The following is a 10,776-nucleotide window of genomic DNA, read 5'->3' on the forward strand; positions in this document are numbered from 1 at the left end:
TCATGTCGGTCGTCCTACCTTGCTAGCGACCCTCGTCCGGTCGGGTTGACCGGACGTAGTGGTTGGCGCATCGACGTGCTCCGCCAGCGCACCGTGGTCGAGGACCCCGGTGATGCGCAGCGCACGCCCGAAGGCGCGACGCCGCACCGCCAGCGCGAAGCAGGCCGGATCCGGGTGCATGTTCGCTCCCCGACCCGGCAGTCTGCGGGCCGGATCGGGCCGGAGGCTGTAGCCAGCCTCGTCGCCGACCGCGACGATCCGCAGCAATTCGCTGGCCGGCGCACGTCGCCGGCAACCCACACAGGTGCGCTCCGGCAGCGCGCGTCGTACCACTGGCGAAAGTCTACCCCTAGCTGCTCGAGATCGCGCCGCCCGGCTCCGGTACGTGATCAGCTTCGCCGCGGCCCGGTGCGGCCGCCTGCTCCGCGTCGGAACGGATGTCGATCCGCCAACCGGTCAGTCGGGCCGCGAGCCGGGCATTCTGCCCCTCCCGGCCGATCGCGAGCGACAGCTGGAAGTCCGGGACGGTGACCCGGGCGGTCCGGCTGGCCAGGTCGACCACCTCGACGCGTAGCGCCTTGGCCGGCGACAACGCGTTGCCCACGAAGGTCGCCGGGTCGTCCGACCAGTCGATGATGTCGATCTTCTCGCCGTGCAGCTCGCTCATCACCGCGCGGACCCGCTGCCCCATCGGGCCGATGCAGGCCCCCTTGGCGTTCACCCCGGGGGCGGTCGAGCGGACCGCGATCTTCGTACGGTGACCTGCCTCACGTGCGATCGCCGCGATGTCGACGGTGCCGTCGGCGATCTCCGGGACCTCCAGCGCGAAGAGCTTCTTCACCAGGGCCGGGTGCGAACGGGACAGCGTGATCTGCGGACCGCGCATCCCCTTGGCCACGTGCACCACCACGCAGCGGATCCGCTCGCCGTGCGCGTACCGCTCGCCGGGCACCTGCTCGGACTGCGGCAGGACGCCCTCCAGCTTGCCCAGGTCGACGCTGACGATGCCCTTCTCGGCCCGCGCCTCGTGCGCCTGCACCACGCCGGTGACCAGGTCGCCGTCGCGCCCGACGTACTCGCCGAAGTGCACCTCGTCGGTGGCCTCCCGCAGCCGCTGGAGGATCACCTGCTTGGCCGTCATGGCGGCGATCCGGCCGAAGTCGTGCGGGGTGTCGTCCCACTCCCGCGCCACACCGCCCTCGTCGTCCAGTTCCTGGGCGTACACCAGGGCGGCGCCGGTCTTCCGGTCGATCTCCACCCGGGCGTGCGGCTCCGCGCCCTCGGTGTGCCGGTAGGCGGTCAGCAGCGCGGTCTCGATCGCCGCGAGGATCGTGTCGAACGGGATCTCCCGCTCGCGCTCCAGTGCGCGCAGCGCCGCGAGGTCGATGTTCACCTCTCCTCGTCCTCCACATCATCGTCGTCGTCGAAGTCGTCTGTCCCGTCGAGCCCGTCGGTCTCCTCGACCTCGTCGAGGCGGGTGAACTCGACCTGCACCCGGCCCGGGCCGAGGTCGGCGTAGGCCCACTCCGCGCGGCCGGCGTCGGTCTCCAGCACCACGCGCTCGTCGTCGGCAGCGACCACCCGGCCGGTGACCTGCCGGTCACCGGCGGGACGCTCGCCGCGCTGCCCGGGCAGCCCGCCCCGGGCGGTCACCTTCACCAGCCGGCCCACGTTGCGCCGCCAGTGCCGCGGCTGGGTCAGCGGCCGGTCCACCCCGGGTGAGCTGACCTCCAGCTGGTACTCGCCGGCGACCAGGTCGCCGCCGGACTCCTCCGCGGCGTCCAGCGCCGCCGAGACGGCCCGGGAGACGTCGGCGACGGCGTCCAGGTTGATCCCGCCGTCGGCGTCGACGATCACCCGCACCACGTGCCGCCGGCCGGCCCGGGAGACGGTGAGTTCCTCCAGGTCGTAGCCGGCCGCGCCGACCACCGGCTCGATGACCTCGCGCAACCGGGCACGCCGGGCGGCCAGGTCACCTCGGGGGGCGCCGGCGCGCTCGACGCCACGCGGGCCGTCGGCCCGGCGGGGTCGTCCCGTCGGCCCCGTCGACCTGGTGGCTCGGCCACGCTGCGTCATCTGGCGCACCCTTCTCCTGGAGCGGCGGCGGCGATCTGCCGCCATGCCGGCACGCCACCGGGGCGGATGCGCCGGTGGCTGCGCAGAGCGTAACGCGCCGACGCCGTCCCGGACCGGGCGGCGCACCGACGCCTCTGGCCCACGTACCGCCACGGATGGTGTTGACTTGTCCGGTGGCGACGGGCAGAACGACACAACACAGTCAGAGATCCGGGCATTCCCGGCGAACGGTGCTGCGGGCCGGTGCCGTGCTGGTCCTCGGTGGCGCGACCGCGGCGCTGACCGGCTGTGATCTTTTCGACCGCGACGACCCGGCCCCCGGGCCCGACCCGCTCGCGCCACTGGTCGACGAGTCGCTCCGGCTGGCCGCCGGCCTCCGGGCGGCCGCCGGCGCCCACCCGGCGCTGGCCGACCGGCTCACCCCGATCGCCGAGTCGCACCAGGCGCACGCGGCCGAACTCGCCCGGGTGATCGGCACGCCGCTGCCGTCGGCGCCCGCGCCGACCCCGTCCGATCCCGCCGCGGCCGACCCGGACGCCGCCCTCGCCGGGCTGCGCGAGGCCGAGCGCGCCGCCCGGGAGACCGCGACGAAGGCCTGCGCGGCGGCGCCGGCCGAGCGGGCCGCGCTGCTCGGCTCGATCGCCGCCGCCCGGGCCACCCACGTGGAGGCACTGAAGTGACGCAGCCGACCACCCCGGCCGGGCCGCCCGCCGCCCTGGCCGACGCGCTCACCGCCGAGTACGCGGCCATCTGGGCCTACGGCCCGATCGGGGTACGACTCAGCGGGGCCGCCCGGGCGGCCGCCCGGGACGCCGAGGCCGCCCACCGGCGCCGGCGGGACACCCTGGTGCTGCGGTTGAGCACCGGTGGCACGGTCCCGGCGGACCGGGCCGGCTACGCGCTGCCGTTCCCGGTGACCGACCGGGCCAGCGCGCTGCGGCTGGCGGTGGAGGTCGAGGAGCGGACCGCGGCGTTCTGGCGGGCGGCGCTGCCGCACACCACCGGCGCCGACCGGGACCAGGCGCTGGCCGCGCTGGTGGAGTACGCGCTGCGGGCCACCCGCTGGCGGCGCACCGCCGGGATCACCCCGCTGACCGTGCCGTTCCCGGGCCGACCTGGCTGAACCCGGGCCGCCGCGCGGTCGCCTCTCCGGTTGCGGGTGGCATACCAGGTATGCATACTCCGTTTCCATGTCCATCCGTCACGGGCTGCTCGCCCTGCTCGAACGCGGCCAGATGTACGGCTACCAGCTGCGCGCCGCGTTCGAGGAGTCGACCGGCTCGACCTGGCCGCTGAACATCGGGCAGGTCTACACCACCCTGTCCCGGCTGGAACGGGACGGGCTGGTCCGGTCGCTACCGGAGAGCGAGGCCGGGCAGCGTCCGTACGAGATCACCGACGCCGGGCGGGCGGACCTGACGCTGTGGTTCGCCACCCCGATCAGCCGGACCGACCGCCCCCGGGACGAACTGGCGATCAAGCTCGCCCTGGCGCTCACCACCCCCGGGGTGGACGTCCGGTCGGTGGTGCAGAACCAGCGCAGCGCGACCATGCGCACGCTGCAGGAGTTGACCCGGTTGAAGTACGCCAGCGACCGGCCCGAGGACCTGCCGTGGCGGCTGGTGCTGGACGCGATGGTGTTCCAGGCCGAGGCGGAGGTGCGCTGGCTGGACCACTGCGAGACCAGCCTGGTGCGATACCGGCCGCCGGCCGGCGGGCCGGCGGCGACCTCCGGGGCGGTGGACCGGACCGACGAGGAGGCGCGCCGGTGAGCACCGACGGCGGACCGGACGGCCCGCGCAGCGCGACCGACGAGGCCGTGCTCGACCTGCGCGACGTGCACCGCACCCACGGCACCGGACCGGCCGCCGTGCACGCCCTGCGCGGGGTGAGCCTGTCGGTGCGGCCGGGCGAGCTGGTCGCCGTGATGGGTCCATCCGGCTCGGGGAAGTCGACCCTGCTGGCCCTCGCCGGCGGGCTGGACAGCCCGACCGCCGGCGAGGTGCGGGTCGAGGGCCAGCCGCTGGGCGAGCTGGACCGGCGGCGGCTGGCGCAGCTGCGCCGGCGCCGGATCGGCTACATCTTCCAGGACCTCAACCTGCTCGGCAGCCTCACCGCGATGGAGAACGTGGCGCTGCCGCTCGAACTCGACGGCGCCGGCGTGCGGCGGGCCCGCCGGCTGGCCGCCGACGCGCTCGCCGAGGTGGGCCTGCCGGAGCTGGGTGACCGCTTCCCCGACCAGCTCTCCGGCGGCCAGCAGCAGCGGGTCGCGATCGCCCGGGCGCTGGTCGGCGAGCGCCGGCTGGTGCTGGCCGACGAGCCGACCGGCGCGCTCGACTCGCAGACCGGCGAGGCGGTGCTGCACCTGCTGCGCCGCCGGGTGGACGCCGGCGCGGCCGGGGTGCTGGTCACCCACGAGGCGCGGCACGCCGGCTGGGCCGACCGGGTGGTGTTCCTGCGCGACGGGGTGCTGGTCGACACCACCGCGCCGCTGGTCAGTGTCGAACAGCTGCTCAGCGGCAGCGGACGGTGAACCCGGACCGCGCCGCGCGGCTCGCCGGGGCGGTCGGGTCCTGGCGGGCGGCGCTGCGCATCGCCCGGCGGGAGGCCCGCCGGGCCCGGGGCCGCACCGCGCTGGTGCTCGCGATGATCACCCTGCCGGTGCTGGCGCTGACCTTCGCCGCCGCCAGCTACGACATGTCCGAGCTGACCCCCGCCGAGCGGGTCGGCCGCCAGCTCGGAACCGCCGACGCGGAGCTGCGCTGGGTGGCCCGCGGCCCGGTGGTGCAGAGCGCCTGGGGGGACGGCTGGAGCCACGAGGGCGAGCCGGTCCAGGCCGCGCCGGTCACCGCGGAGCAGGTCGGCAGGCTGCTCCCGGCCGGCAGCCGAGTCCTGGAGATACGCCGCTGGGCGCCGGTTCCGTTCCGGATCGACGACCGGGACGAGACGTTCTCCGGCCGGATCGTCGACCTCACCGATCCGCTCGGCGCGGGGCTGGCCCGGGTGCTCGCCGGCCGGCCACCCGGCGGAGCCGGTGAGATCGCGCTGAACCCGGCGGCGCTGCGCCGCCTGCAGGTCCGCCCCGGTGACACCGTCACCGTCGCCGACGGCTCGGCCAGCTACCGGGTCGTCGGCGTGGTCGAGTTCCCCGAGGAACTGCGCCCGGTGGCGGCGCTGCACCCGGCCGCCGCGCCCGGGCCGCTGACGGAGCCGGACAACACCTTCCTGGTCGACCTGCCCTCGGAGCTCGACGGCGACCTGGTCCGCCGGCTCAACGCGTACGGCGTCGTGGTGACCGGGCGTACCCCGGCGCCGGTCGCCCCGCCGGCCGGCGACGCCGTGTTCGTGCCGAGCCGCTCCCCGGCGCTCGACGTCGAGCAGATGAGCACCATGGTGCTGGTCGGCGGGCTCGGGCTGCTGGAGGTCGTGCTCCTGGTCGGGCCGGCCTTCGCGGTCGGCGTACGGCGTCGGCGGCGGGACCTCGCGCTGGTCGCGGTGGCCGGCGGGGACGCCGCCCAGCTCCGCCGGGTCGTGCTGGCCGACGGGGTGGTGCTGGGCGCCGTCGGGGCCGCCGCCGGGGTGGTGCTCGGCGTCGCGGTCGCGTTCGCCGGCCGGCCCCTGGTGGAGCAGTACCTGTTCGGGGCGCGCTTCGGCGGGTACCGCTGCTGGCCGGTGGCGCTGGTGGCGATCGCCGCGGTGGCGGTGCTGGCCGGGGTGCTCGCCGCCCTGGCGCCGGCCTGGACGGCGGCCCGGCAGGACGTGGTCGCCGGGCTGGCCGGGCGGCGCACGGCCCCGGCGCACCGGCGGCGGTGGCTGGCCGTCGGGCTGCTGTTGACGGCCGGGGGCGCCGCGGTGGCCGCCGCCGGAGCGGCCGGAAGCACGCCGAGCGTCACCCTCGCCGGGCTGGTCGTCGGCGAGCTGGGGCTGGTCTTCGCCACGCCGACGCTGGTGGGGCTGCTCGCCCGGCTCGGCCGGGCGCTGCCGCTGGCCCCGCGGATCGCGCTGCGCGACGCCAGCCGCAACCGGTCCTCCACCGCGCCGGCCATCTCCGCGGTGATGGCCGCGGTCGCCGGCAGCGTCGCCCTCGGCGTCTACCTGGCCAGCGACGAGGCCCGCGCCGACCGGATGTACGAGCCGACCGTCCCGTACGGCAACGTGGTGGTCAGCTCGCCCGACCCGGAGCGGGCGGCGGACGCCGGGACGCGGGCCCGGGTCGTCGCGGCGGCCCGCGCCCACCTCGGCGCCGACCACGTGGCGGCACTGACCACGGCGGACTGCCCGCCGGCGGTCGACTCCTGTTCGGTCACCCCGGTGCTGCCACCGGAGCGGACCTGCCCGTGGCCGCCCGGCGACGGCCTCTCCGCCGCCGAGCGCCGGCAGGCGCTGGCCGACGCCCGCTGCCGGGACGCGCCGGCCGACCAGTACGGCCAGTACTTCGAGGTCGTGGTGGACGACGGGACCGCGCTGCCGATCCTCACCGGCGCCGACCCGGCGGACGTGGCCGCCGCCACCGCCGTGCTGCGCGCCGGTGGGGCGGTGGTGACCGATCCGCGCTACCTGGTCGACGACCGGGTGCGGGTGCTGGTCAACCACTTCGGCGACGACCCGGACGCTCCGCCGCCGGCCGCCGCCGCGCTGCCCGGTCACGCGCTGCGCACCGGGACCGGCATCGACCGGCTGCTGCTCTCGGCGCCGGCGGCCGACCGGCTCGGTCTGGTCACCCGGCCCGTCGGCTGGGCGGTCGACGGGGTGGCGGACCAGCGCCGGCAGGACCGCTTCGTCGCCGCGCTGCGGCCGCTCGGCCTGCAGGTGGAGATCGAACGGGGCCGGCCGGACAGCGGGGCGCGTCCCCTGCTGCTCCTGCTGGCGGCGGCGTCCGGGGTGGTCACCGTGGGGGCCGCGGGCATCGCCACCGGGCTCGCGGCGGCCGAGGGCCGCCGGGACCTGTCCACCCTGGCGGCGGTCGGCGCCGGTCCGGGCGTACGCCGGCTGCTGTCGCTCTGCCAGGCCGGGGTGATCGCCGTGCTCGGTTCCACGCTCGGCATCGTCGCCGGGCTCGGCACCGCCCTGATCATCCTCACCGCCACCAACCGCCGGTACGCCTCGACCTGGCCGGTGTCGGAGCCGTACCCGATGGTGGTCCCGTGGACCGTCCTCGGCGTCCTGGTGCTGGTGCCGCTGGTCGCGATGCTCGGCGCGGGTCTGTTCACCCGGTCCCGGCTGCCGGTGGAGCGCCGGCTCGACTGAGCACCGGGTGCCGGTTCCGGGGTGCCGCGGACGGCCGCCGGCCGGCACACTGGACACCGTGCCCGTACTGGGATCCCTCACCCGCCGGGTCGGCCACCACCGCTGGTTCGGTGCCGCCGCCCGCCTGCTCGTCCCCGCCGACCGGTTGGTCGGGCGGCTCACCCGGGGGCGGGTGGTCGCCCTCGGCCTGATCCCGTCGCTGGTCATCACCACCACCGGTCGCCGCTCCGGCAAGCCCCGCAGCAACCCGCTGCTCTACGTGCCCGACGGCGACGCGTACGTGGTGGTCGGCTCGAACTGGGGCCAGGCGCACCAGCCCGGCTGGTCGCTGAACCTGCTCGCCGACCCGGCCGCCGAGGTGGCCGTCAAGGGCCGCCGGATCCCGGTGCACGCCGAGGTGGCCACCGGCGCCGAACGGGAGCGGCTCTGGCGGCTGCTGGTCACCGAGTGGCCGGCCTACCGGGCGTACGTCCAGCGGGCCGGCGGCCGGGAGATCCGCGTCTTCCGGCTGGTGCCCACCGGGCGCGGCGCACCCGCCACCCCGGCGGAGCCTGACTAGGGTGGACCCGGCGCCCGGCCGACGGGCGGCACTCCGCACGAGGCAGGGGTGATCGGCGTGGACGCGAGCACCGCGAACGCCGGGACGGACGGGTACCTGGGCGATCCACGGTGGCCGGTGGCCGAGCGGGTGGCCGACGCCGTCCGGCGGCGGTTCCCGGCCGACGTGCTGGCCGTGGCGGTGCACGGCCCGCTGGCCCACGGCGACGACGACGGCGGCGGGAACGGCGAACTCGGGCTGCTGGTGGTGACCTACCGGCCCGGCGCCGGGCCGCCGGCGGCCACCCGCCGGGTGGACGGCGTGCTGGTCGACCTGACCGTCGCCGGCGCGGAGGACTACCTGGCCCGGGCCCGCGCGATCACCTCGCTGTGGCCGCTGACCGCCGACCGGTTCGTCACCACCCGGCCGCTGCACGACCCGACCGGCTGGCTGCGCACGCTGCGCGACGAGCACCTGGGCCGGCTGGCCCGGGCCCGGCCCGCCGAGTTCAGCACCGCCGCCCGCCGGGCGTGGTACCGGGGCAGCGCGGCGCACGCCCGGGCCGCCCGGCTGGCCGAGTGGTACGAGACGGACCAGGCCCTGCTGATGCTCGGCGAGGCGCGGCTGGCGGCGGCGAGCGTGAGCGGCCTGCTCAGCCGCACCTACTTCCGGGATCCGGGTGACGCGGTGCGGCGAACCGGCCTGGCCGGCGCGGACATGACCGAGGTGGGCGCCGTGCTCGCCCGGCAGGCCGAGGAACTCGCCGCGCGCGGCCGCCCGGTCGACGGCACCGTCGACGACCTGCTCGACGGCTGACCAAGCGCCGCCCCTCCCCGCCCTCCGATCGCCACTCATTCACTGAATGAGTGGCCATCTGCGCGGGAATGGCCACTCATTCAGTGAACGTGCGCGCCGCCGCGGCGGGAAGGCGGGGTCAGCCGAGGCCGCCCTGGACGCCGATCAGGGCGCCGATCAGGTAGGTGGCCGCCGCGGCGGCGGCGCCCAGCAGCAGCTGGCGCAGGCCGCTGGACCACCAGGGCCGGTTGGTGAACCGGGCCACCACCGCGCCGGCCGCGAAGAGCCCGAGGCCACCCACCCCGAGCGCCAGCCAGAGGTTGGTGAAGCCGAACAGGTAGGTCAGCAGTGGCACCAGGGCGCCGACCGAGAAGAACAGGAACGACGAGATCGCCGCCGCCCACGGGCTGGGCTGGTCGTCGGGGTCGACGCCCAACTCCTCCCGGACGTGCACCCGCAGCGCCTCCTCCGGGTTGCGCCGGACCGCCTCGGCGACCTGCGTGGCGAGGTCGCGGGGCAGGCCCCGGGCCACCCAGGCGTCGGCCAGCTCGCGGGCCTCCGCCTCGGGGTGGCGTTCCAGTTCCCGCCGCTCCTTGGCCACCTCGGCGGCGACCTGCTCGTTGGCGGAGCGGACGCTGGTGTACTCGCCCAGCCCCATCGAGATGGCGCCGGCCACCAGGCCGGCGGTGCCGGTCAGCACGATGCTGCGCGGCGACACCCCGCCGCCGCCGACGCCGGCGATCAGGGCGATGTTGGTGACCAGGCCGTCCATCGCGCCGAACACGGCGGGACGCAGCCAGCCACCGGACACGTCCGCGTGGTGTGCCTCGCGCAGGGCGGCCGGGGTCTCGGTCACGGCAGGGTGAGGATCTCGTGGCCGTCCTCGGTCACCACGATGGTGTGCTCGAACTGGGCCGTCCACCTGCGGTCCTTGGTGACCACGGTCCAGCCGTCGTCCCACATGTCGTACTGGTGGGTGCCGAGGGTGATCATCGGCTCGATGGTGAAGGTCATCCCGGGCTCCATCACGTCGGTGGGGCGCGGGCTGTCGTAGTGCGGCACGTAGAGCCCGCTGTGGAAGGACTCCCCGATGCCGTGGCCGGTGAAGTCGCGGACCACGCCGTAGCCGAAGCGCTTCGCGTACGACTCGATGACCCGGCCGATCACGTTGATCTGCCGGCCCGGGGCGACCGCGCGGATGCCCCGCATCATCGCCTCGTGGGTCCGCTCGACCAGCAGCCGGGCCTCCTCGCTCACCTCGCCGACGCAGAAGGTGGCGTCGGTGTCGCCGTGCACCCCGTTGATGTACGCGGTGACGTCGACGTTGATGATGTCGCCGTCCTCCAGCACCGTCGAGTCCGGGATGCCGTGGCAGATGACCTCGTTCAGGCTGGTGCAGCAGGACTTCGGGAAGCCCTTGTAGCCCAGCGTCGACGGGTAGGCCCCGTGGTCGCAGAGGAACTCGTGCACCACCCGGTCGATCTCGTCCGTGGTCACGCCCGGCTTGCAGTGCTCCCCGGCGAGCTGGGTGGCCTGCGCGGCGAGCCGGCCGGCGATCCGCATCTTCTCGATGGTCTCCGGCGTCTGCACGTGCGAGCCACGCCACTCCTGCGGGCGCTTCTTGCCCACGTACTCCGGGCGGGGGATGTGGGCGGGCACCTGCCGCCACGGGGAGAGCGTGCCTGGGGTCAGCGGCGCACGGACGGTCATGGCGCAAGCCTATCGCCGCGGCCGTGGTGAGCAGCGCCACCGCCCACCCGGTGGGGACAGTTGCCCAGCCAGGCAGCCTGTGCCATCGTGTTCGCGTGGATCAAGGGGTCACTCCTCCCGTCTTCTCGGCCAGCGCGGAGATCGACGGTGATCACCTCCGCGTCGTGGTCGTCGGCGAGGTCGACATGGCCACCGCCGACACCATGCTGCAGACCGCGCTGCGCGAGCCGGCCGAGCGGATCACGCTCGACCTGCGCGCGGTGACCTTCTTCGACTCGGCGGCGATCCACGCGCTGGTGCGGCTCGCCCAGCAGTTCCCGGGCACGCTCACCGTGCTGCCGTCGCGGCAGGTCGACCGGGTGCTGGCGATCGCCGGCCTGAGCGACCAGAGCTGGCTGCACTCCGCCTGA

General features: G+C 75.8%; 13 protein-coding genes. 8 read left to right on the forward strand and 5 right to left on the reverse strand.

Features of this window, described 5'->3' with window-relative positions; all coding sequences use genetic code 11:
- From GA0070609_RS21465 to rimP, 3 genes are read right to left on the reverse strand one after another with little or no spacing between them, the layout of a single operon-like run.
- Entirely contained in the window at nucleotides 1–333 is a 333-nt protein-coding gene (locus GA0070609_RS21465) for a YlxR family protein (protein WP_088995442.1), read from the reverse strand.
- A gap of 16 nt (nucleotides 334–349) precedes the next feature.
- On the reverse strand, nucleotides 350–1,393 hold the full coding sequence (gene nusA / locus GA0070609_RS21470; RefSeq protein WP_088995443.1) for a transcription termination factor NusA: 1,044 nt from the start codon (nucleotides 1,391–1,393) through the stop codon (nucleotides 350–352).
- Nucleotides 1,390–2,076, reverse strand: coding sequence for a ribosome maturation factor RimP (gene rimP, locus GA0070609_RS21475; protein ID WP_088995444.1), 687 nt, complete (start codon nucleotides 2,074–2,076; stop codon nucleotides 1,390–1,392). The genes nusA and rimP overlap by 4 nt, the downstream gene beginning before the upstream one ends.
- Nucleotides 2,077–2,306: 230 nt before the next feature.
- On the opposite strand from rimP, the gene GA0070609_RS21480 reads away from it, so the two are divergent.
- The 7 genes from GA0070609_RS21480 to GA0070609_RS21510 all read left to right on the forward strand — a co-directional run bounded on the left by GA0070609_RS21480 (nucleotide 2,307) and on the right by GA0070609_RS21510 (nucleotide 8,677).
- On the forward strand, nucleotides 2,307–2,756 hold the full coding sequence (locus GA0070609_RS21480) for a hypothetical protein (protein ID WP_172899380.1): 450 nt from the start codon (nucleotides 2,307–2,309) through the stop codon (nucleotides 2,754–2,756).
- On the forward strand, nucleotides 2,753–3,199 hold the full coding sequence (locus GA0070609_RS21485) for a ferritin-like domain-containing protein (protein WP_088995445.1): 447 nt from the start codon (nucleotides 2,753–2,755) through the stop codon (nucleotides 3,197–3,199). Before GA0070609_RS21480 ends, GA0070609_RS21485 begins: the two co-directional genes overlap by 4 nt.
- Before the next feature lie 67 nt (nucleotides 3,200–3,266).
- Nucleotides 3,267–3,848, forward strand: coding sequence for a PadR family transcriptional regulator (locus GA0070609_RS21490; protein ID WP_088995446.1), 582 nt, complete (start codon nucleotides 3,267–3,269; stop codon nucleotides 3,846–3,848).
- Entirely contained in the window at nucleotides 3,845–4,609 is a 765-nt protein-coding gene (locus GA0070609_RS21495; protein WP_172899381.1) for an ABC transporter ATP-binding protein, read from the forward strand. The genes GA0070609_RS21490 and GA0070609_RS21495 overlap by 4 nt, the downstream gene beginning before the upstream one ends.
- Nucleotides 4,606–7,323 (forward strand): ABC transporter permease, encoded by a 2,718-nt coding sequence (locus GA0070609_RS21500; protein WP_088995447.1) that lies wholly within the window; start codon nucleotides 4,606–4,608, stop codon nucleotides 7,321–7,323. Before GA0070609_RS21495 ends, GA0070609_RS21500 begins: the two co-directional genes overlap by 4 nt.
- A 58-nt stretch (nucleotides 7,324–7,381) precedes the next feature.
- On the forward strand, nucleotides 7,382–7,882 hold the full coding sequence (locus GA0070609_RS21505) for a nitroreductase/quinone reductase family protein (protein ID WP_088997889.1): 501 nt from the start codon (nucleotides 7,382–7,384) through the stop codon (nucleotides 7,880–7,882).
- A gap of 57 nt (nucleotides 7,883–7,939) precedes the next feature.
- Nucleotides 7,940–8,677 carry a nucleotidyltransferase domain-containing protein gene (locus tag GA0070609_RS21510; protein ID WP_231928370.1) on the forward strand — a complete coding sequence of 246 codons (738 nt, stop codon included), beginning with the start codon at nucleotides 7,940–7,942 and terminating at the stop codon, nucleotides 8,675–8,677.
- Between the two features lie 118 nt (nucleotides 8,678–8,795).
- Here the strand turns inward: GA0070609_RS21510 and GA0070609_RS21515 are convergent, their stop codons facing one another.
- Nucleotides 8,796–9,512: a VIT1/CCC1 transporter family protein gene (locus tag GA0070609_RS21515; RefSeq protein ID WP_088995448.1), complete on the reverse strand. Its 717-nt coding sequence runs from the start codon at nucleotides 9,510–9,512 to the stop codon at nucleotides 8,796–8,798.
- A complete protein-coding gene (map, locus tag GA0070609_RS21520; protein ID WP_088995449.1) occupies nucleotides 9,509–10,366 on the reverse strand; it encodes a type I methionyl aminopeptidase in 858 nt (285 codons plus the stop codon). The genes GA0070609_RS21515 and map overlap by 4 nt, the downstream gene beginning before the upstream one ends.
- Nucleotides 10,367–10,461: 95 nt before the next feature.
- Between map and GA0070609_RS21525 the strand changes: the two genes are divergently transcribed.
- Complete coding sequence (locus GA0070609_RS21525; protein ID WP_088995450.1) at nucleotides 10,462–10,776, forward strand: STAS domain-containing protein; 315 nt, start codon at nucleotides 10,462–10,464, stop codon at nucleotides 10,774–10,776.

The organism is Micromonospora echinaurantiaca (genome assembly GCF_900090235.1).
Taxonomy (GTDB): Bacteria; Actinomycetota; Actinomycetes; order Mycobacteriales; family Micromonosporaceae; genus Micromonospora; species Micromonospora echinaurantiaca.

Bases quoted from the DNA above. Each gene is read 5' to 3' on its own strand.
- rimP (WP_088995444.1), bottom strand. From the start codon at position 2,076: ATGACGCAGCGTGGCCGAGCCACCAGGTCGACGGGGCCGACGGGACGA.
- map (WP_088995449.1), bottom strand. From the start codon at position 10,366: ATGACCGTCCGTGCGCCGCTGACCCCAGGCACGCTCTCCCCGTGGCGG.
- GA0070609_RS21490 (WP_088995446.1), top strand. From the start codon at position 3,267: ATGTCCATCCGTCACGGGCTGCTCGCCCTGCTCGAACGCGGCCAGATG.